Here is a 21498-nt window from a genome sequence, read left to right on the forward strand (position 1 = left end):
CTGTTTTTCTGTAGTCGGACCAATCTGCCGACACGCCATGCACAGATTTATCCACAGGCGATGTGGATAAGGCCCAATTGCCTTTTACTTCCATCACTTGCGTGACTTTTGTCACAGAGCGGGGAGCAATGCCCCGCAACTTTCCCCGGGTGCCTGCGCGCCCTCGCGCCTCGGTAGACTGCGCCGATGCCCGATGCCCCGAAGCCTGATTCGCCAGTCTGGCGACTGGCCCTGCCACTGCCCCTACCCCGCCTGTTCGACTACCTGCCCCCCGTGGGCGAGGCAGCGAGCGCGGGCGACGTCGGCAGCCGGGTGCGGGTGCCGTTCGGCAGCCGCGAACTGGTCGGTGTCATTTCCGAGGTCGGCGCCGCCGGCGACGATGCGCCGCAGCTCAAGCACGCCCTGGCCCGGCTGGACCCACAGCCGGTGTTCCACGGCGAGCTGTTCGAGTCGCTGCGCTGGCTGGCGCGTTACACCCACGCACCGCTCGGCGAAGTACTGGCGACCGCGTTGCCTGCCACGCTGCGCCGCGGCGAGGCCCTGGCCGATACCCACGCCTGGGCCTGGCAGCTGACCGAAGCCGGGCAGACGGCGCGCGAGCGACTGCGCGCGGGCAAGCCGCGGCGACTGGCGGACCGCCTGCAGCACACCGCCTGCGACGAGGACACCCTGGACGACGACCTCGGTGACTGGCGCAGCGCCGCCCGCGCCCTCGCCAAGCGCGAGCTGGCCGAGCGGATCGCGGTACCGGCGACGGCACGGGCACCCGCGCCCCGACCGGGCCCGACCCTCAACGCCGAACAGCAGACCGCCGTCGACGCGGTGCTGGCCAGCCGCGACGGTTTCGCTGCCCTGCTGCTCGACGGCGTCACCGGCAGCGGCAAGACCGAGGTCTACCTGCACGCGATCGCCGATTGCCTCGCGCGCGGCCGGCAGGCCCTGGTGCTGGTGCCGGAGATCGGCCTGACGCCACAAACCCTGGCGCGGTTCCGCGCCCGCCTGGGCGTGCCGGTGCATGCGTTGCATTCGGGGCTGGGCGACGCCGAGCGTGCCCGCACGTGGGCCGCCTTCGCCCGCGGCGAAGCGCGGGTCGTGGTCGGAACCCGCTCGGCGGTGTTCCTGCCGATGCCCGATGCCGGCCTGATCGTCATCGACGAAGAACACGACGGCAGCTTCAAGCAGCTCGACGGCATCCGCTACCACGCCCGCGACTTCGCCCTGGTGCGCGGCAAGACCCTCGGCATCCCGGTGCTGATGGGCAGCGCGACGCCGTCGCTGGAGACCCTGCGCAACGCCCAGACCGGACGCTACACGCACCTGCGCCTGCGCGAACGCGCCGGCGATGCGCAGCCACCGAGCGTACGCGTGTGCGACGTGCGCAAGCGCCCGCTGGAAGCCGGCCTGTCGCAGGAACTGCTGGACACGATTGGCCGCGCCCTCGATGCCGACGGCCAGGTGCTGGTGTTCAAGAACCGGCGCGGCTATGCGCCCGTGCTGCTGTGCCACGACTGCGGCTGGAGCGCGCAATGCCAGCGATGTGATTCGCCGATGACCGTGCACGCGGGCGGCCGACGCCTGCAGTGTCACCACTGCGGCGCGCGACGCCCGGTGCCCAACGCCTGCCCCGACTGCGGCGGACTGGCGCTGCAAGCGCAGGGCGCCGGCACCGAGCGCATCGAGGAAGCCCTGGCCGCACGCTTCCCCGACGTCCCGGTGCTGCGCATCGATCGCGGCACCACCCAGCACCGTGACGCGCTGGAGCAGCACCTGGCCCGCTTCGGCACGCAGCGCGGCATCCTGGTCGGCACGCAGATGCTGGCCAAGGGCCACGACCTGCCGCAGCTGACGCTGGTGGCCGTGGTCGGCATCGACGAGGGCCTGTTCTCGGCCGACTTCCGCGCGCCGGAGAAGCTGGCGCAGCTGCTGATCCAGGTCGCCGGTCGCGCCGGCCGCGCCGAACGCCGCGGTGAAGTGCTGCTGCAGACGCACCATCCCGGTCATCCGCTGCTGGCCACGTTGCTGACCGGTGGCTATTCCGCCTTCGCCGAGGAGGAACTGGCGCAGCGCGAGGCCGCCGGCTTCCCGCCGTTCGCGCACCTGGCGATGCTGCGCGCGGAAGCCAAGCACACCGAGGCCTGCGAAGGCTTCCTGCGCGCGGCGCGCGCAATCGTGCACGACACCGGCGCCGCCCTCGACCTGCACGGGCCGCTGCCGGCGCCGATGCCGCGTCGTGCCGGCTACCAGCGCGCGCAGCTGCTGCTGTCGGCTGCCGATCGCCGCACTTTGCACTCGGCGCTGGATGCCGCGATGCCGGCGATCCACGCGCTGCCTGATGCACGCAAGGTGCGCTGGTCGCTGGACGTCGACCCGGTCGACCTGTACTGATCCCCGCCCGCGGTGTAGGAGCGAGCTTGCTCGCGAAGGGCTCCGGTCACGCTCGATCGCGAGCAAGCTCGCTCCTACGACGGCGGTGTCCGAACGGGCCAGATCCACGCCGCGAACACGTACAGCACCAGCGCAATCAGCAACGTCGCGCGCAGGCCGAAGGCCATCGCCAGCAGCAACGCCAGGATCGCCGCCAGCACCGAGGCGCAACCGTTGAGGCCCCACGCCCACGGCACGAATCCGGGCGCCGTTCGTGCCAGCCTTGCCAGGCCAAGCGGGAACGGCATTCCCATCGCGAACGCCATCGGCGCGATTCCGATCAGCCCGAGCAGCGCGCGCGCCGACGGTGGCCACGACGCGGCGTACTCCATGGCGATGGCGAACATCGCCACCTGCCACAGCAGTCCCAACGCGATCGCGCGAACCGCCCAGCGAATGCGCAGCGTGATGGCCTGTGGCGAGGCGTCATGGCCGGCAAGCCAGCGCTGCGCCTGCAGGCTTCCCGCTCCGGCGAACAGCAGCACGCCGGCAAGCCCCGCGGTAGCCGCCAGCAACGGATGCCCCACCAGCAGCGTCAACCGCGACAACGTCGCGATCTCGATCAGCAGGAATGCCAACCCCAACGCGGTGAAGTACGCAGCGGCGCGAGTGCGCGAGATGTCGCCACTTTGTCCTGCATCGCCTTGCGCCAGCACCCGCAGCGGCAGCAATACCAGTAGCAATGCCAGCGGCAACGCCTGTACCAGTGCCGCCACCAGCAGCAGATAACCCGAATCGAGCAGCACCGCACTGCCCTCCCCGCGCAGCTTCCACAGCTCCGGCAGGCTGCGCCAGCGGAAGTAGTGACCGAAGTACGGGCGGTCATCGCTGGCGGGCTCGATCATGAACTTGTAGTCGTCGACGAACGGGTCCGCGCGCGGCGACAGCAGCGCCCGCGCGCCGTCGAACAGGTACGGCGGATCGAGCGCGTGCAGATTGTTCGCCGGATCGACCCGGATGCCCGGAAGGAGCAACGCATCGAAGCCGCGTTGCTCGACGAAGCGTTCCATCGCCACGACTTCGGCCGGCGTGAAGGGTCGCCGCGACAACAGCCAGGTACTCGCATCCCAGTTGCGGATCGCCGCGACGTGCTGCGCTGGCGCGGCTACGCCCTCCAGCCGCAACGCTTTGGCCATCGTCGCCACGAGCTTGAGCTCGTCGCGAGGCGGCTGCTTGCTCCAGCGCGTGATGGCGATCATCCCCGTCGGCGACAGGCGCTTGAGGTAATCGCTCATCGCTTCGACGGTCAGCGCGTACTGCTCGCTCGCCGACTGCACGCCGGCACCGCCGCTGGCGAACGATTCGCCACCGGCCAGCACGATCAGATCGTGTTGCCTGCCGTCCGCGCGCACATGCGCACGCGGTTCGGCCACGATCGTGCGCACGCGTGGGTCGCGATAGAGCTGACCGGCGTAGCGAGCCTCGTCGTCGCGCACCATCGCCAGCCGTTGCGCGGACAGCTCGACCGCGTCAACGCGGCCGGCACCCAGCGCGAGCGCCTGCAGCACCTCCATGCCGCCCCCTGCGCCCAGCACCAGCACCGAGCGCGGCCGCCGCGCGTGGTACGGCAGCGCGGACGTCAGCGCATCGAGCCATTCGCCCGGCGCCACGCCGGTATTGCGCGTGATGACCGACAAGCCATCGCCGTCGGTGAACAGACCGCGTTGTGCCGGCGGTTCGCCTGCGAAACCCAGGCTCATGCCGGGTGCGTACCGCAGTGGCACCTGCGGACTGTCGAGCACGGCCATCCAGCCATAAGGTCCCCAGCGTTGTGCGACGACGTGTGCCTGCGGCAACAGCAGCGCCTTGCTCAGGCCCTTGTACGGATTCGGTCGCGGCAGCAGCAGCGCCGTGGGAATCAACGCCACCAGCAGGACCGCAACCAGCAGCGCCACGATCCGGCGCCAGTTCGCCCGCGACACCAGGAACGCCGCCCAGGTCCCGCCCAGTGCCGCCAGCACCAGGCCGCGGCCGGTCGGAAGGTAGCCCAGCACCAGCGCCGCGAGCGCGCCGGCGCCGGCGCCGATCAGGTCGGCACCATACAGCGCCGGAATGCGGCTGCCATGGCGGGCGAACGCCAGTCCGAAACAGCTGGCCGCGAAGAAGAACGGTACCGCCAGCACCAGGTAGAGCGCGCCCAGCCACAGCAGCTGGCGCGGATCCCATACCAGCTCGAGGCCATTGAACGGAATCGCGCGTGCAACCAGCAAGGCCAATGCGGCAGTGATCGGGAACAACAGGGCGCACCCTGCGAACACGCCTTCGAATCGCGGCGCCAGGTACTCGCTGCCGCGCCCGCGCAACCACACCGCAAGCCAGGTGCCGCTCGCGCCGTGCCCCAGCAGGGCAAGGCTGATGATCATCACCGCGAACGGGTGCCAGTGTTCGATCGCCAGCCAGCGCATCAGCAGCAACTGGTAAGCGAGCGCCGCCGCCGAGATCAAGCCGATGGCAAACGGCAATCGTCCGCGGGCCTCCTCCGGAACCGCGGCAGAAAGGCCGGCGTCAGGAGCATCGGCCACGATCGTCAGTGCCCGCCCGTCAACGGCACGAACCGCACTGGCAGCACCTGCCGTGTTCGTGCGCGCCCCTGCGCATCCTTCTCCACCAGCATCAACGTCTGGGTGAAGAAGCTGCTGCCGACCGGAATCACCATGCGCCCGCCCGGCTTGAGCTGTGCCAGCAGCGGCGGCGGTATCGAGGACGCGGCCGCGGTTACGATGATCGAATCGAACGGTGCCTGCTCTTTCCAGCCGTAATAGCCGTCGCCCTTGCGCGAGGTGACGTTGGCATAACGCTTGAGTCGCTTCGCCGCCTGCTCGGCCAGTGGCGCGATGATCTCGATCGAGTACACCTGCACGTCGAACTCCGCCAGCACCGCCGCCTGGTATCCCGAGCCGGTGCCGATCTCGAGGATCTTCTGTCCCGTGCGTGGCCGCACCAGCGTGGTCATCAAGGCGACGATGTACGGCTGCGAGATGGTCTGGCCATGGCCGATGGCGAGCGGACGGTTCTCGTAGGCGTGTTCGCGCTCGTTTGCCGGCACGTAGTCGTGGCGCGGCACGCGGGCGAGCACTTCGAGCACGTCTCGGTCGATGCGCGCGGAGGTGCCGGCGTCGGCGCGGGCCTCGGCTTCCAGCTCCGCGATCAGCGCGCGCCGTGGCTGCGCATAGGCATCGCCCTGTCGCGCGTGCACCGTAGTGCCGCACAGCACCGCGACCAGCACGGCCATGCGCGCGATTCCGGCGATGGTGGCACCGCCCTGCATGGCGGCGAGTCTAGGGCCCCTCGCGTTAGCGACTTGGCAAGGGGCCCGCATGTCGTCCCGAGCGCAGCGAGGGACCTGTTGTTTCGCCGCGGAAAGCAGATCCCTCGCTCACGCTCGGGATGACAAGACAAGCCCTGCTAGGCCTTGGTCTTCTTGGTCGTTTGCTTTCCGCTGCTGCCCGACTTCTCCCGGATCCAGACGATCTTGTCATTGCGCTTGAGCTCGAACAGCTCCGTCGCCTCGATCAGTCCACTGATATTCCGGTACCCGTAGTTTCGCTCGTCGAACGAAGCCTGATTCCTGATCTGCGTTCCAACCGAACTCAGCAGCGCCCATCCATCCTCACGCGTAGCCGCATTGACCGACGTCCGCAGCATGTGGACGAGCCGCGTGTCACCGCGCAACTCCTTGCCTGTCCGCGGCTTCTCGCTGACGGACGTTTCCGCGGTTTCCGGCTGCCCAAGCGTCTCGACGAACAGGAACGTCGTGCAGGCATTGACGAACGGAGCCGGAGTCTTCCGTTCGCCGAAGCCATACACCTTCACCCCGTCGGTCAGCAGCCGCATCACCAGCGGGGTGAAGTCGGCGTCACTGGAGACGATCGCGAATCCGTCGAGGTTGCGCGCATAGAGCAGGTCCATGGCGTCGATGACCATCGCCATGTCGGAGGCGTTCTTGCCGCTGCTGTAGGCAAACTGCTGGATCGGCCGGATCGCGTACTCGTGCAGCGTCGCCTCCCAACTCTTGAGGTGCGGGCTCTTCCAGTTGCCATAGGCGCGGCGGACGTTGGCCACGCCATGGCGCGCCACCTCGGCCAGGATCACGTCGATCCTGGCGGCCGGCGCGTTGTCGGCGTCGATCAGCAGGGCAATGCGGCGCTCGGGTTCGGCCATGACACGCTTCCAGGCTGGGTCACGGCGAGCCTACCCCAGGCCGGCGCCGCGGGTATGACGCAGGCCACCGTACGAATGTTAGCGCTACCATGATCTAATCGGAGAGAATGAACCCGACACCGAAGCCACCGACACCATGACCAGCCAGCTCGAACAACTGCGCACCCTGTCCGCCGTCGTCGCCGACACCGGCGACATCGAGGCGATCGCCCGTTTCCATCCGCTCGACGCCACCACCAATCCGTCGCTGCTGCTCAAAGCCGCCTCGATCCCGGCCTATTCGCCGCTGATCGACTCGGCACTGGCGCAGGCGCGCGGTTCCGACCTGGCCGAGCGCGTCGCCGACGCTTCCGACGTCCTCGCGGTCACCATCGGCACCGAAATCCTCAAGCTGATTCCGGGCCGGGTCTCGACCGAGGTCGATGCGCGCCTGAGCTTCGACACCGACGCCACCCTGGCCAAGGCCCGCAAGCTGGTCGCGCTGTACGAGAAGGCCGCCATCGGCCGCGAGCGCCTGCTGATCAAGACCGCCTCGACCTGGGAAGGCATCCGCGCCGCCGAGCAGCTCGAGCGCGAAGGCATCAACTGCAACCTGACCCTGCTGTTCTCGTTCGCCCAGGCCGTGGCCTGCGCCGAGGCCGGCGTGTTCCTGATCTCGCCCTTCGTCGGCCGCATCCTCGACTGGCACCTGGCCAACGGCGGCGAGAAGCCGGCCACGCCGCAGGACGATCCCGGCGTGCAGTCGGTCACCCGCATCTGGCACCACTACAAGCGCCACGGCTTCAACACCGTGGTGATGGGTGCGAGCTTCCGCAACACCGGGCAGGTGCTGGCGCTGGCCGGTTGCGATCGCCTGACCATCTCGCCGGAACTGCTGGCCGAACTGGCCGCCAGCGAAGGCGGCGTACCGCGCGCATTGAACGACACCGGCGACCGCGCACCGGCACCGGCCGTGCTCGACGAAGCGGCCTTCCGCTGGCAGCACAACGAGGATGCGATGGCCAACGACAAGCTCGCCGACGGCATCCGCCGCTTCGCCGCCGACCAGCGCAAGCTCGAGGCACTGCTGGCCGACCGGTTGCGCTGATCGGCACCTGCTGTGGGAGCGGCTTCAGCCGCGATCTGTTGTGCCTCCAGCCATCGCGGCTGAGGCCGCTCCCACAGGGTTAGGGCAAACTGTGCGCATGGATGCGACGACCCGGATCACACCCGCCCACCGCCTGCGCAGCATCTTCAGCGGTTCGGTCGGCAACCTGGTGGAGTGGTACGACTGGTACGCCTACTCCGCGTTCGCCATCTACTTCGCACCGCACTTCTTCCCCAAAGGCGACACCACCGCGCAGTTGCTCGATACCGCCGCGGTGTTCGCGGTCGGCTTCCTGATGCGTCCTGTCGGCGGCTGGCTGATGGGACTCTACGCCGACCGCCACGGCCGCAAGGCGGCGCTGATGCTGTCGGTGCTGCTGATGTGCGCCGGCTCGCTGCTGATCGCCGTCGCGCCGGGCCACGACAGCATCGGCCTGGCGGCACCGGCACTGCTGGTGTTCGCGCGCCTGCTGCAGGGCCTCAGCGTCGGCGGCGAGTACGGCACCTCGGCCACCTACCTGAGCGAGATGGCCGACGCGCGCCGCCGCGGTTTCTGGTCGAGCTTCCAGTACGTGACACTGGTGATGGGGCAACTGATCGCTCTCGGGCTGCTGGTGCTGCTGCAACGACTGCTGCTGACCGAAGAGCAGTTGCACGACTGGGGCTGGCGAATCCCGTTCGTGGTCGGCGCCCTGTGCGCGGTTACCGCGCTGTACCTGCGGCGCGGCATGCAGGAGACCGAGTCGTTCGTGGCCGCCAGCAGCCAGGACCCGAAGCGCCGCGGCAGCCTGCGGGTGCTGCTGCAGCACCCGCGCGAGGTGCTGACCGTCGTCGGCCTGACCATGGGCGGCACGCTCTCGTTCTACACCTTCACCACCTACCCGCAGAAGTTCCTGGTCAACAGCGGCGGCTTCAGCAAGGCCGATGCAACGCTGATCTCGGCGGCGTCGCTGCTGGTGTTCATGCTGCTGCAGCCACTGGTGGGCGCACTGTCCGACCGTACCGGGCGGCGCCCGATCCTGATCGCCTTCGGCGTGCTCGGCACGCTTTGCACCTACACCATCCTCAGCGGCATCGCGGCGGCGGGCAGCGTCTGGAGCGCCTTCGCATGGGTGATGACCGGGCTGGTGATCGTCAGCGGCTATACGTCCATCAATGCGGTGGTGAAGGCCGAGTTGTTCCCGGCGCACATCCGCGCGCTCGGCGTCGGGTTGCCCTATGCACTGACCGTGTCGGTGTTCGGCGGCACTGCCGAGTACCTGGCGCTGTGGTTCAAGAAAGCCGGCCATGAGTCGTATTTCTACTGGTACGTGACGGCATGCGTTGCCGTGTCGCTGTCGGTGTACGTGTTCATGCGCGATACCAAGCATCATTCCCGCATCGACCGCGACTACGACGACGCCCATCAAGGAGCAGCCGAGATATGAGCTCGCCTTCCGCACGTCCGCGCATCGTTGTCGTCGGCGGCGGCTTTGGTGGCCTCTGGGCGACGCGTGCACTGTCCGCTGACGATGTCGACATCACGCTGATCGACCGGCGCAACCACCACCTGTTCCAACCGCTGCTCTACCAGGTCGCCACGGCCGGGCTGTCGTCGCCCGATATCGCTGCGCCGCTTCGCCATATCCTGCGCAACCAGCGCAACGTGGAAGTGCGGCTGGGTGAGGTCACCGGCATCGACATGCAGGCGCGCGCGGTCACGCTCGCCGATGGCGAGCAGCTTCCCTATGACTGCCTGCTGCTCGCCAGCGGTGCCACGCACGCGTACTTCGGCCACGACGAATGGAGCCGCGATGCGCCAGGGCTGAAGACGCTGGACGACGCGCTGGCGATCCGGCGGCGCCTGCTACTGGCGTTCGAGCGCGCCGAGGCCTGTGACGACGCCGACGAGCGGGCCGCGTGGCTGAGCTTCGCCGTTGTCGGCGGCGGCCCGACCGGCGTCGAGCTTGCCGGCACGCTCGCCGAGATCGCCCGGCACACGCTCAAGCGCGAGTTCCGCAACATCGATCCGGCGCATGCACGCGTGCGGCTGATCGAAGCCGGCCCGCGCGTGCTGGCTTCATTCCCGGAATCGCTGTCGGCCAAGGCGCAGCGGCAGTTGGAGAAGCTCGGCGTCGAAGTCGTGACCGGCACGCCGGTCAGCGCGATCGATGGGCGTGGCTTCACCCTGGGCGGCGAACAGTTCGTGCCCGCGCGCACCGTGTTGTGGGCCGCCGGTGTTGCCGCCTCGCCGCTGGGAGCGCTGCTGGGAGTGGAGCGCGATCGCGCCGGGCGCGTACCGGTAGCGCCCGACCTGAGCGTGCCTGGCCATCCGGAGATCTTCATCGCCGGCGACCTGGCCAGCGTCGTGCAGGACGGCAAGCCGGTGCCAGGCGTGGCACCGGCGGCCAAGCAGATGGGCGCGCATGTGGCCGCGGCGATCCGCGCCCGTCTGGCCGGCAAACCCGCGCCGCCGTTCCGCTATCGCGACTTCGGCAACCTCGCCACCATCGGCCGCATGGCCGCAGTGGTCGATCTGCACGGGTTCAAGTTGTCCGGACTGCTGGCGTGGTGGTTCTGGCTTGCCGCGCACGTGTTCTTCCTGATCGGCTTCCGCAACCGGATCATCGTGCTGATCAACTGGGCGTGGGCGTACTGGAGCTACCAGCGGCATGCGCGGATCATCCTGGGGCAGGACAAACCCTGAACGTCATCCCGGCGAACGCCGGGATCCAGGCCCGTAGCCTTCAACAGGACACTGACGCCGCGACCTTGATGCTCCGACACTGGATCCCGGCGTTCGCCGGGATGACGGTGAGGGGCGGAGCGGCGTCGGATGATGGTCGACACCCGCAAAACAAAACGGCCCGGTTTCCCGGGCCGTCCTGCATATCTCATCGCTGACGCTTACGCCGCGAACAGCGCCCGCATCTTCTTGAGCGCGTTCGCCTCGATCTGGCGGATGCGCTCGGCGCTGACGCCGTACTCGTCGGCCAGCTCCTGCAGCGTGATCTTGCTTTCGTCGTCGAGCCAGCGGCGCTTGATGATGTCGCGCGAACGCGCATCGAGTTCCGACAGGCCCTCGCGCAGCAGCGCCAGGTGGCCGTCTTCCTCGTCCTCGCGCTCGTAGGTCTGCGAGGGATCCTCGCCGTCGGCACGCAGGTACGCGACCGGCGACGGCGGCGCGCCATCGTCGTCATCGTCCGGCGCGTCGAAGCCGATGTCACGACCCGACAGACGCGATTCCATCTCCAGCACTTCGCGCTCGGAGACATTGAGGTCGCGCGCCACGGCGCGGACTTCCTCGGCGTTCATCCAGCCCAGGCGCGTCTTGGACTTGCGCAGGTTGAAGAACAGCTTGCGCTGCGCCTTGGTCGTGGCGACCTTGACGATGCGCCAGTTCTTGAGGATGAACTCGTGCATCTCGGCACGGATCCAGTGCACGGCGAACGACACCAGGCGCACGCCCTGGTCGGGGTCGAAACGCTTGACCGCCTTCATCAGGCCGATGTTGCCTTCCTGGATGAGGTCGCCGATCTGCAGGCCGTAACCGTTGTAGCCACGGGCCACGTGCACGACGAAACGCAGGTGCGAGTGCACCAGCTCACGGGCGGCATCGAGGTCTTCGCCTTCGCGGAAACGGCGGGCCAGCGCCTGTTCGTCCTCGACGGTCAGCACCGGGATGCGGTGCACCGCGTTGACGTAGGCGTCCAGCGAGCCAAGCGCGCTCGGCACCGGGATGTTGTTGGCCACCAGTGCAGTGGACAGGCCGCTGTTGGAAAGGCTGTTCGTGGTCATGGCAGGCATCTTAGCAGTCGGGTTGTAGGACTGCTAAAGGCCCTGGAAGTTCCACACTGTTGCAGCAGCGCAACAATGAAACCGTTCAGGTTCGGGATCGTGCCGAAAACGCAGTCAGACAGCCCACTGGTGCCTGGGGGGCAGCGACCAGTCGATTCCGCCCTGCCCGCGCCGCTGCAGGTACTCGTTGGCGGCCGAGAAATGGCCGCAGCCCAGGAACCCGCGGTGGGCCGACAGCGGCGAGGGGTGGGGCGCCTTGAGCACCCGGTGTCGGCGCGAATCGATGACCTTGCCCTTGGCCTGGGCGTAGCTGCCCCAGAGCAGGAAGACCAGGCCTTCGCGCTCGCGGTTGAGGGTGTCGACGACGTGGTCGGTGAAGCCTTCCCAGCCCTTGCCCTGGTGGGCGCCGGCACGGCCTTCCTCGACGGTCAGCACGGCATTGAGCAGCAGCACGCCGCGCTGCGCCCAGGGCAACAGGCAACCGTGGTCGGGTCGGGAGATGCCGAGGTCGCGCTCGATCTCCTTGAAGATGTTGAGCAGCGACGGCGGCACCGCCACGCCGGGCAGCACCGAAAAGCACAGCCCATGGGCCTGGCCGTAGCCGTGGTACGGGTCCTGGCCGAGGATGACGACCTTGACCGCATCGAACGGTGTCGCGTCGAAGGCGGCAAAGATGCTGGGGCCGGGCGGATAGACCCTGGCGCCGGCCGCCTTGCGCTCGCGCAGGAAGCTCGACAGGGCCTGCATGTCGGGACGTTGCAGGTAGTCGCCTATCCGCTCCTTCCAGGAGGGCTCCAGTGCGATCCTGTGGGCGCGCTCGCCGCCGTCGTTCATGCGTCCAGCGTCGCCTGCTCCGGCAAGCGCGACAGGCGCAGCTGGAACAGCGTCTTGGTGATCAGCAGGCGCTCTTCGATCGGCTTGAGCACCAGGTCGTTGGCGCCGGCGCGCAGCAGCGCGCTCTGGTTGTGGGCGTTGGCATCGCCGGTCATCACCAGCACCGGCAGGCGGCGCTTGCCGTGGCCGAAGTCCTGGCGCAGACGCTCGAGCAGGTCGTTGCCGCTCAGCGCGCCTTTCAGGTAAACGTCGGTCAGCACCAGGTCGGCGCCGATGTCGTCCTGACCGCGGCGCGTCTCGAGGAACTCGAGCGCTTCCTCGACGCCGATGAAGTGCAGCACGCTCAGGCCGGCGCGTTCGAGCATGCGCTTGGTCGCCAGCGCGACGACCTTGCTGTCCTCGACGTAGAGCACGCGCGCGCCGGGGATCGGCTGCGGGTGCACGTAGCCGCGGATGAAGGCGGCCAATGCGGTGTGGCCCAGTGCCTTGTCGAAATAGTCGGTGACGTCTTCGGTGAAGCTGCGCGACTCCAGGTGCGACTGCGCATCACCGGACACCACGATGATCGGCACATAGGCCTGGCCGGCCGCCTCGCGCACCGCCCGCGCGAGGGCGATGCCGTCGCCGTCGGGCAGCGACAGCGACGTGGTGACCAGGTCGACTGCGCCTGCTTCGAGCGCGGCGCGCGCCTCGGCGATGCCGGCGCAGGGCACGACCACCGCGTCGGCGAGTTCGCGCGTGAGCACGTCGCCGATGAGCTTGCGCACCAGCTTGGAACCGTCCACCACCATGATCCGGGGCGCGGTGCTGGCGAGGTGGCGAAGGTCGTGGGAGGTCATGCGTTCACTGCTTACGAAATGGGTCGGGTCTGGCGCAGGTAATGACCGGTAACCAGACCGGCGCCGATCCAGCCGAGCAGGCCGGAGCCGAAGACGATGGCTGCTGCCTGGCGCAGGTCGAAGCCGCGCAGGGTGAAGCTGCTGCCATAACTGCGGGCGAGGTCGGCCAGCGGATCGCGCAGCGCCTGGTCGGCCGCGGTCAGCAGCGCCAGCGCGATCGCACCTGCGACCAGGCCGTAGCTCAGGCCCAGATAAAGGAAGGGGCGACGAATGAAGCCGTCCGTGGCGCCGAGCTGCTGCAGCACTGCGATTTCCTCGCGGCGCGCCTGGATGTCCAGGCGCACCGTGTTGCCGACCACCAGCAGCGCGCCCAGGCCGAGCAGGATCGCCAGCACCCAGGCCAGGCGCACGCCGAAGCGCAGCCAGCTGTCCAGGCGCTGGCGCCAGCCGGCGTCGTGCTGGACGACGTCGACTTCGGGCAGGTTCGCCAGCGAGGCGGCGAGCATCGCTTCGTCGCCCTTCGGGCTGACGATCAGCACGCTCGGCAACGGATTGCCTTCAACAGAAGATATGGCTTCACCCAGGCCGCTGTGCTCGCGCAGCTCCTGCATCCCCTGCTCCGGCGAGCGCAGTTCGAGCGAGGCGACGTCGGCGCGGCCACGCAGCTCGTCGGCTAGCGCGCGGGCACGGTCGAGCGCGACCGCCGGCTTGAGGAACAGGCTGATCTGGCGCGCCTGCTGCACCGAGCCGGTGAAACGCTCGATGTTGCCCAGCGCCGCCCACAGGCCAAGCGGAAGCGTGATTGCCACCGCCATCACGCCGATGGTCAGCGCGGTCGCCCAGGGCTTGTGGAACATGCGGCCGAGGCTGGCGACCAGGCTGTAGAGGTGGTGGTCGAACCAGGTGCCCAGGCGCGAACGCGGCGCCTGCGGGCGCGCCTTGGCGGCCGGGGCCTGCGGCTTGGTCGCTTCCGGCGAGGACGCGCTCACTGGGCCAGGTCCTGCGGCGAGATGTCGTCGACCAGGCGACCCTGGTTGAGCACGAGTACGCGCTTCTTCATGCGCTTGACCAGCGCCAGGTCGTGGCTGGCGACCAGTACGCTGGTGCCGCGCTCGGGCAGCGACTCGAACAGCGCCATGATTTCGGCCGACAAAGTGGGGTCGAGATTGCCGGTGGGTTCGTCCGCGACCAGCAGGCGCGGTTCGCCGACGATGGCGCGGGCGATGCCGACGCGCTGCTGTTCGCCGGCCGACAGTTGCGTCGGCAGGGCTTCGGCGCGCGCGCCCAGGCCGACCTTGTCGAGCACGCTGCGCACGCGCTTGCCGATGTCGCCACGGCGCAGGCCGCGCAGGATCAGCGGCAGGGCGACGTTGTCGGCGACGCTGCGGTCGGCGAGCAGGCGGTGGTCCTGGAACACAACGCCGACATCGCGCCGGTGCAGGGCGATGCGACGGCCGCGCACCTTGAGCAGGTTGCGGTCGCCGAACAGCACGGCGCCGCGGCTGGGCCGCTCGGACAGATGGATGAGTTTGAGCAGGGTGCTCTTGCCGGCACCGGAATGGCCGGTCACGAACAGCATCTCGCCCGACGCCACTTCAAAGCTGACTTCGCTCAGCGCGTCGTGGCCGCCGCTGTATCGCTTGCTGACATTGTCGAAGCGCAGGACGCTCATCGCTCACCGGTGCTTGCTCGTGCCGGCAAGTATCGGTGGCGCGGGCGAGGAAGGCCAGCGGCGTCAATAAAACCGCGACGGTGATCGTGAAAGTCCCTTCTCCCGCTCGCGGGAGAAGGTGCCCGGAGGGCGGATGAGGGCGCTCTTGGACTGCTTCGCCCCTGCCCTCACCCCAGCCCCTCTCCCGCTAGCGGGAGAGGGGCTCAGAGCAGTCAGTGCTGGCTGCGCGGTGCGCGCGTGATCAGCGACTTCAGGCTGCGGCCGATGCGGTTGAGCAGGCCGGTCTTCTCGCCCGACGCAGCAGCCTTCGGCGGCTTTTGCGCATGCACCTGCTGGGTGCCCTTGCTCTGCGGCGCGGCGACGGCCGCGGCTTCACCGTTGCCTTCGACGCGCTTGCCGCCACGACGACGGCGGCGCTTGCGCGGCGCGCGCTCGGCATCGGCCAGGCCCGGCGTGGGTGCGGCTGCGGCTGCGGCAGGCGCGGCCACCACCGATGCACCCGCCTCGGCCACGGCTGCCGCCGCGCGCGGCTTGCGCTCGCCACGCGGCGCACCGCCTTCACGACGCTCGCCAGGGCGACCACCGCCACTGCCGCGACGCGGACCGGCACCGCTGCCGCTGCGACCCTTGCCACCGCCGCGACGCTCCTCGTCGGCCGCACGCTGTTCGCGCGCTTCCTTGAAGATGGCGCCGATGCTTTCTTCCTCTTCACCCGGCTCGCCGGCCGGCACTTCGCGCGGCGTACGCGGCAGCGAGACCAGCAGGTCGGCCTCGACCGTCGCCACCGGCAGCTTCTGCTCGATGTAGGCCTCGATGTCCGGCAGCGACATCGCATAGCGCTCGCAGGCGAAGCTGATCGCGTCGCCTTCGGCGCCCAGGCGGGCGGTACGGCCGATGCGGTGGACGTAGTCTTCGGCATCGAACGGAAGGTCGTAGTTGTAGACGTGCGAGACGCCGTCGATGTGCAGGCCGCGCGCGGCCACGTCGGTGGCGACGAGGATCTCGAGCTGGCCCTTCTGGAACTTGTTGAGCAGCGACTCGCGCTTTTTCTGCGGCACATCACCCGACAGCACGCCGACGCGATAGCCGCCGCGCTCGAGCGCACGCGCGACCCGCTCGACGAAGGCCTTGGTGTTGACGAACACCATCGTGCGCGCACCTTCGCTGCGCGACAGCAGGCCCAGCAGCAGCGGGATCTTTTCTTCGTCGGCAGGGAAGTAGACCTTCTGGCGGACCTTGGCGGCGGTGATGAACTCGGTCTCGACGACCACCTTCTCAGGCTCGTTCATGTGCTCGTACGCCAGCTCCAGCACGCGGTGGCTGAGCGTGGCCGAGAACAGCAGCGTCTGCCGCTCGGTGCGGATCGGCATGCGGCGCAGCAGGAAGCGGATGTCCTTGATGAAGCCCAGATCGAACATGCGGTCGGCTTCGTCGAGCACGCAGACTTCGCAGGCGTGCAGCGAAACGACCTTGTGCTGCTTGACGTAGTCGATCAGGCGGCCGGGCGTGGCGATGATGACGTCGGCGCCCTTCTGCAGCAGCTCTCGCTGCTTGTCGTAGTCGACGCCGCCGTAGACCAGGGCGAACTTCAGGCCCAGGTCGCTGCCGAACTTGACCGCGTCCTTGTGGATCTGGATCGCCAGTTCGCGCGTCGGCGCGAGGATCAGCGCGCGCGGGTCCTCGGGCTTGCGCTCGGCCAGCGCCGGACGCGTCAGCAGGCGGTTGATCACCGCGACCAGGAACGCCAGCGTCTTGCCGGTGCCGGTCTGGGCCTGGCCGGCGACGTCACGTCCGGTGAGTGCGATCGGCAGCGTCAGTGCCTGGATCGGAGTGCAGCGGGTGAATCCTGCGGCCTCGAGTCCGGCCAACAGGCTCGGATGCAGGTCGTAGGTCGAAAAGGAAATATCGGTTAGGGGCTTGTCGCTCATCAGCTTCAGTCTGTCCGCGCGGACCGTGCTATCTGCAGCATGCAGTTTTGCAATAGTGCGCTTGCGTGGGTGGCGTCCGCATCGCAGACTGCCGGGGCCGGTCCCAGAGAGGGTCATGCCTCATGAGAGCCGGCTCGGTTCGGGTGTCGGCGGCGGGCTTGAAGTCGCCGCGAAACGCCCCAGTTTACCGTAACGCCCGATCCGGCACCGCCGGTCCCGGGCCGGCCCCAGCCGGGCCGGCGGCCCGTGCCGCCCCTCGGCCGTCGATCCAACCCGCAGGAGAACCCCGTGAGCGAGAAAATTTTGCACGTCGGCGATGCCGATTTCGATGCCGCCGTGCTGCAGTCGTCCGAGCCGGTCCTGGTGGACTTCTGGGCGGAATGGTGCGGCCCGTGCAAGATGATCGCCCCGGCCCTGGACGAGCTGGCCGCCGCCTACGAGGGCAAGGTCAAGATCGCCAAGGTCAATGTCGACCACAACCGCAACACGGCGATGAAGTACCACGTGCGCTCGATCCCGATGCTGCTGCTGTTCAAGAACGGCCAGGTCCAGGCCACCCAGATCGGCGCGGTGGGCAAGGCCCAGCTCAGCCAGATGATCGACAAGGCGCTCTGAGGCCGGGCCCCGGCCCCGTAACGAGCCCCTGCGCTGCGCCCGCCCTCCGGGCGCAGCTCCGCCGGCCCCTCCGGCGATGTGAACGCCCCCTGTCCAGACGCTTGCCGCCACGCTTTGGCAGTGCTAGTTTCGTCTCACCCGGCGTTTTCGTAGACCTGTCGCGTGACCAGTCGCGGCGCCGCACCCCCTCTGATAACCCATCGTCCCTGACGTCCCGCTCGCCGCCTGCGAGCGCTCGCCTTAGCGAGGAATCCCTGCTTGTCCGATAACACCCCCGACGCTGGCGACACCGCCGAAAAGCGCGTGCGCAAGCCGCGTGTGAGCAAGGCCGCCGACAACGCCGCCGCCGCACAGACCCAACTCGACATCCCCAGCGCCCCGGCGCCGCGCGCGGAAGCCCCGCCGCCGGCTGCCCCGGCCCCCAGCGCGCCCGCTCCGGCCGCCGCTCCCTCCGAACCCCGCGCCGATGGCGCCCCCGCCCAGCAGGGCGAAGGCGGCCAGGGCCAGCGTGGCCAGGGCGGTCAGAACCAGGGTCAAGGCCAAGGTGGCCAAGGCCAGAACCAGAACCGCAACCAGGGCGGCGGCCAGCAGGGCCAGCAGCAAGGCCAGGGCCAGGGTGGCGACGAAGGCGGCCGCAACAACCGCCGCGACCGCTTCCGCAACCGCCGTGACCGCCAGCGCGACCGGTTCCAGGGTGGCATGGAGGACGACGGCGGCAACGGCGAGCAGTTCGTGCCGCGCCCGCACCCGCAGGTGCCCGAGGGCTTCCCGCAGTACTCGCTGGGCGACCTCAAGCGGATGCCGGCGAACAAGCTGCTCGACCTCGCCGACACCCTGCAGATCCAGGAAGGCGTCGCCCGTGCCCGCAAGCAGGACGTCATCTTCGCCCTGCTCAAGGTCCTGACCCGTCATGGCGAGGGCGTGGCCGCCGACGGCGTGCTGGAAATCCTGCCCGACGGCTTCGGCTTCCTGCGCTCGCATGAGGCCAGCTACCTGGCCGGTCCGGACGACACGTACATCTCGCCCAGCCAGATCCGCCGCTTCAACCTGCGCACCGGCGACCATCTGTCCGGCCGCATCCGCTGGCCCAAGGACGGCGAGCGCTACTTCGCCCTGGCCGTGGTCGACACGATCAACGGCGAGCCGCTGGAAGCGAGCAAGAACAAGGTCCTGTTCGAGAACCTCACGCCGCTGTTCCCCCGCCGCAAGTTCCGCCTGGAGCGTGGCGACGGTTCGACGGAAGACATCACCGGCCGCATCCTCGACCTGATGGCGCCGCAGGGCAAAGGCCAGCGCGCCCTGATCGTCTCGCCGCCCAAGGCCGGCAAGACGATGATGATGCAGCAGGTGGCCACGGCCATCACGCACAACCACCCGGACGTACATCTGATCGTGCTGCTGGTGGACGAGCGTCCGGAAGAAGTGACCGAAATGCAGCGAACCGTGCGCGGCGAAGTGGTCTCCTCGACGTTTGACGAGCCGGCCGCGCGCCACGTACAGGTCGCCGAAATGGTGATCGAGCGCGCCAAGCGCCTGGTCGAACACAAGCGCGACGTGGTCATCCTGCTCGACTCGATCACCCGCCTGGCCCGTGCCTACAACAACGTCGTGCCGTCGTCGGGCAAGGTCCTGACCGGTGGTGTCGACGCCAACGCCCTGCACCGCCCGAAGCGTTTCTTCGGTGCCGCGCGCAACGTCGAGGAAGGCGGCTCGCTGACGATCATCGCCACCGCGCTGATCGACACCGGCAGCAAGATGGACGAGGTGATCTACGAAGAGTTCAAGGGCACCGGCAACTCGGAAGTGCACCTGGACCGTCGTATCGCCGAGAAGCGCGTGTACCCGGCGATCAACATCAACCGTTCGGGCACCCGCCGCGAGGACCTGCTGATCGAGCCGGAACTGCTGCAGAAGATCTGGATCCTGCGCAAGCTGCTGCACGGCATGGACGAGATCGGCGCAATGGAGTTCCTGCTCGACAAGATGAAGACGAGCAAGTCGAACGACGAGTTCTTCAGCTCGATGAAGCGCTGAGTTCTACGTGTGACGCAACGAGAACGCCCCGCATCGCGGGGCGTTTTTCGTTGCTGCGGTTGAGGATATCTTGGCTCAGAGCACCTTGCCGACGACGTCGTCGACCAGACGAAAGCGGGAGGACATGGAACGCGGCGTGTCGTCGTCCTCTCCCCCGTGCTCGTCCACGCCTGTGGCAGCAAGTGTTGCCTCCGGCCATGGCACGACGCTGATCGGGCCTGGCACGTAAGCGCGCCATGGCGGCCCGCTGCCATTGACATTGAATGACGAAGGCACGTATTCGACGGTCAGCTGGATAATCGAATCCGTGGCCTGCCCGCCGATCGTCTCCGTCAGATCGAATTTCCATGCCATGGCAGCTTTGATCGCTGCCGACGCGAAGCGCTTGCGCCAGGCATCGGCGAGCTTTTCGGACACCCGATGGGTCAGGCTGACCTGATACGGATGCACCGCGACCACGTTGCCTTTGTCATCGAGCTTCAGGATCAGCTCCACCGTCGCGCCGACAGCAGCCTCCACGGTGGCGCCTGGATACTTCGGTAGCGCCCCAGCGCCGGTGAGCCTGGGATCACCGAAGCTCACGCGCGAGATTCGCAGTTGATAGTTGCCGTCGACGGCCTCCACGGACAACTGCATTCGCCAATGGGTCTTGGCGGCGACGGGATGGCCGTCGATCAGGATCGGCTCAAAACGCCAACTGCGCACGTTGCGATCAACCGTGGCGACAATCGCTGGCGGCAACTCGGTAGTCGTCAGCGTGCTGTCACGAACGCTTCCATCCTGGTTAAGGACGATGTCACCTTCTGCGCGAAGCGCGTATGACTTCACCGGCCCAGACCCATGCGACATTCCGGGAAGCATCAGGGCAGCCGCCATCACAATGCTTCGAAACGCCCCGATCCCCATCGTCAATTTCCGTTCGTGATGTTTCCCGCAAGTGTAACCGCGCCGCGGGAATCAACCGCCGATCGGTGTCAGGCGCGTGACTCCGGTCCGATACCTGCCGTGCCTGAGCGGCATGGCTCCGATCAAAGGACCCTGCCGACGACGTCGTCGACCAGCCGAAAGCGGGAGGACATCGAGCGTGGCGCGTCGTCTCCCGGCTCGCGCTGGTCGAGGTCGGCGACCGCGCCGGTCGCCTCAGGCCATGGCACCGGGCTGATCGGACCGGGTACGTAGGACTGCCAGCGCCTGATGCCATCGCCATTGGTGGTTGGGGCGATGAAGTCGACCGGTACCTGCGTGATCGATTCGATGGCCTTGCCATCGATGGTTTCGGTCAGGTCGAACGTCCACTGCATTGCCGCCTGGACCGCAGCCTGCTCGAAGCGACGCCGCCAGGCACGGGCGACCTTGTCGTTCGCCCTGTGGGTCAGGCTGGTCTGGTACGAATGCACCGCAATGACCTTGCCTTTGTCGTCAAGCTTTAGGACCAGATCCACCTGTGCACCAACGCCGGCGATGGCCGCATCGCGTGGATACATCGGCGGCGTCAGACGGCCGGCGCTCTTCGGGTCGCCGAACGTTATCTTCGAGATGCGCATCCGGTAGCTTCCATCCACCGGCTCCAGAGACAGTTGCAGGTTCCAATGGGTCTTGGCCGCAACCGGCTGGCCATCCACGAGCACCGGCACGAAGCGCCAGCTGCGTACGCTGCGATCGACCGGCGCGGCGATCAATGGCGGCAGTTCGGTCGACGTCAATGTGTAGTCGCGCACGGTTCCGTCCGGATTGAGGACGATCTCGCCTTCTGCGTGAAGCGCATACGACCGATCCTGCTCGAACGCGAGCAAGGCTCCGGGTAGCAGCAGCGCCAGCGCGACCAACACGTTGCTGAACTTTCCGATTCCCATCACATGTCCCCTTGCTGTTCGCGGCAATGCGGCGGCGGCGCTCCGCGGCAGTCTTGGCGCCGTGGCGCCCTACCCCGGCGGCGCCAGCAGGCGCGGCCATTGTCGCTATCAGAGTACACGCCGCCATCGCGCTCGATGTCGACCGAGCCGGTCACCCGCATGCTCGCCTCGACCTGCCGGCCGACTTCCTCCGGCGCGCGCGCCGAGGCCACCAGCGCCAACGCCCACCATCCCTGCCTTGCCATGCGACCTCCTTATCGATGCGGTGCGCAGAT

At 68.2% G+C, this 21498-nt stretch carries 18 protein-coding genes; 6 read left to right on the forward strand and 12 right to left on the reverse strand.

Annotated features, from left to right (window positions below):
* The first annotated feature begins 186 nt into the window (after positions 1-186).
* The gene (locus tag AC3A3X_RS00975) at positions 187-2385 is read left to right on the forward strand and encodes a primosomal protein N' (RefSeq protein ID WP_487581194.1); all 2199 of its coding nucleotides are present in this window, start codon (positions 187-189) and stop codon (positions 2383-2385) included.
* A gap of 74 nt (positions 2386-2459) precedes the next feature.
* Here AC3A3X_RS00975 and AC3A3X_RS00980 read toward each other — a convergent pair whose 3' ends face one another.
* The 3 genes from AC3A3X_RS00980 to AC3A3X_RS00990 form a co-directional block, all read right to left on the reverse strand.
* The gene (locus AC3A3X_RS00980; protein ID WP_487581195.1) at positions 2460-4886 is read right to left on the reverse strand and encodes a spermidine synthase; all 2427 of its coding nucleotides are present in this window, start codon (positions 4884-4886) and stop codon (positions 2460-2462) included.
* Between the two features lie 65 nt (positions 4887-4951).
* On the reverse strand, positions 4952-5692 hold the full coding sequence (locus AC3A3X_RS00985; protein ID WP_487581196.1) for a protein-L-isoaspartate(D-aspartate) O-methyltransferase: 741 nt from the start codon (positions 5690-5692) through the stop codon (positions 4952-4954).
* 137 nt (positions 5693-5829) lie between these two features.
* Positions 5830-6585 (reverse strand): NYN domain-containing protein, encoded by a 756-nt coding sequence (locus tag AC3A3X_RS00990; protein WP_487581197.1) that lies wholly within the window; start codon positions 6583-6585, stop codon positions 5830-5832.
* A gap of 136 nt (positions 6586-6721) precedes the next feature.
* On the opposite strand from AC3A3X_RS00990, the gene tal reads away from it, so the two are divergent.
* The 3 genes from tal to AC3A3X_RS01005 all read left to right on the forward strand — a co-directional run bounded on the left by tal (position 6722) and on the right by AC3A3X_RS01005 (position 10357).
* Entirely contained in the window at positions 6722-7672 is a 951-nt protein-coding gene (gene tal, locus AC3A3X_RS00995; RefSeq protein WP_487581198.1) for a transaldolase, read from the forward strand.
* A gap of 97 nt (positions 7673-7769) precedes the next feature.
* The gene (locus AC3A3X_RS01000) at positions 7770-9098 is read left to right on the forward strand and encodes an MFS transporter (protein ID WP_487581199.1); all 1329 of its coding nucleotides are present in this window, start codon (positions 7770-7772) and stop codon (positions 9096-9098) included.
* Positions 9095-10357: an NAD(P)/FAD-dependent oxidoreductase gene (locus tag AC3A3X_RS01005; protein ID WP_487581200.1), complete on the forward strand. Its 1263-nt coding sequence runs from the start codon at positions 9095-9097 to the stop codon at positions 10355-10357. The genes AC3A3X_RS01000 and AC3A3X_RS01005 overlap by 4 nt, the downstream gene beginning before the upstream one ends.
* A gap of 200 nt (positions 10358-10557) precedes the next feature.
* Here the strand turns inward: AC3A3X_RS01005 and rpoH are convergent, their stop codons facing one another.
* From rpoH to rhlB, 6 genes are all read right to left on the reverse strand, one after another.
* Positions 10558-11448, reverse strand: coding sequence for an RNA polymerase sigma factor RpoH (gene rpoH, locus AC3A3X_RS01010; RefSeq protein ID WP_487581201.1), 891 nt, complete (start codon positions 11446-11448; stop codon positions 10558-10560).
* 114 nt (positions 11449-11562) lie between these two features.
* Complete coding sequence (ung, locus tag AC3A3X_RS01015) at positions 11563-12282, reverse strand: uracil-DNA glycosylase (RefSeq protein ID WP_487581202.1); 720 nt, start codon at positions 12280-12282, stop codon at positions 11563-11565.
* Complete coding sequence (locus tag AC3A3X_RS01020) at positions 12279-13121, reverse strand: response regulator (protein WP_487581203.1); 843 nt, start codon at positions 13119-13121, stop codon at positions 12279-12281. The genes ung and AC3A3X_RS01020 overlap by 4 nt, the downstream gene beginning before the upstream one ends.
* Before the next feature lie 11 nt (positions 13122-13132).
* Positions 13133-14032 (reverse strand): permease-like cell division protein FtsX, encoded by a 900-nt coding sequence (gene ftsX / locus AC3A3X_RS01025; protein ID WP_487581345.1) that lies wholly within the window; start codon positions 14030-14032, stop codon positions 13133-13135.
* Between the two features lie 74 nt (positions 14033-14106).
* Positions 14107-14793, reverse strand: coding sequence for a cell division ATP-binding protein FtsE (ftsE, locus tag AC3A3X_RS01030; protein ID WP_487581204.1), 687 nt, complete (start codon positions 14791-14793; stop codon positions 14107-14109).
* A 212-nt stretch (positions 14794-15005) separates the two neighbouring features.
* A complete protein-coding gene (gene rhlB / locus AC3A3X_RS01035) occupies positions 15006-16721 on the reverse strand; it encodes an ATP-dependent RNA helicase RhlB (protein WP_487581205.1) in 1716 nt (571 codons plus the stop codon).
* A gap of 288 nt (positions 16722-17009) precedes the next feature.
* On the opposite strand from rhlB, the gene trxA reads away from it, so the two are divergent.
* Positions 17010-17336 (forward strand): thioredoxin TrxA, encoded by a 327-nt coding sequence (trxA, locus tag AC3A3X_RS01040; protein WP_200607627.1) that lies wholly within the window; start codon positions 17010-17012, stop codon positions 17334-17336.
* Between the two features lie 258 nt (positions 17337-17594).
* The gene (gene rho, locus AC3A3X_RS01045) at positions 17595-19370 is read left to right on the forward strand and encodes a transcription termination factor Rho (protein WP_487581206.1); all 1776 of its coding nucleotides are present in this window, start codon (positions 17595-17597) and stop codon (positions 19368-19370) included.
* 75 nt (positions 19371-19445) lie between these two features.
* Here the strand turns inward: rho and AC3A3X_RS01050 are convergent, their stop codons facing one another.
* From AC3A3X_RS01050 to AC3A3X_RS01060, 3 genes are all read right to left on the reverse strand, one after another.
* Complete coding sequence (locus tag AC3A3X_RS01050) at positions 19446-20246, reverse strand: energy transducer TonB (protein WP_487581207.1); 801 nt, start codon at positions 20244-20246, stop codon at positions 19446-19448.
* 152 nt (positions 20247-20398) lie between these two features.
* Positions 20399-21250: an energy transducer TonB gene (locus AC3A3X_RS01055; RefSeq protein ID WP_487581208.1), complete on the reverse strand. Its 852-nt coding sequence runs from the start codon at positions 21248-21250 to the stop codon at positions 20399-20401.
* Complete coding sequence (locus AC3A3X_RS01060) at positions 21223-21468, reverse strand: hypothetical protein (RefSeq protein WP_487581209.1); 246 nt, start codon at positions 21466-21468, stop codon at positions 21223-21225. Before AC3A3X_RS01060 ends, AC3A3X_RS01055 begins: the two co-directional genes overlap by 28 nt.
* Positions 21469-21498: the final 30 nt, after the last annotated feature.

This window comes from Lysobacter sp. Soil_N_23, from assembly GCF_057656135.1.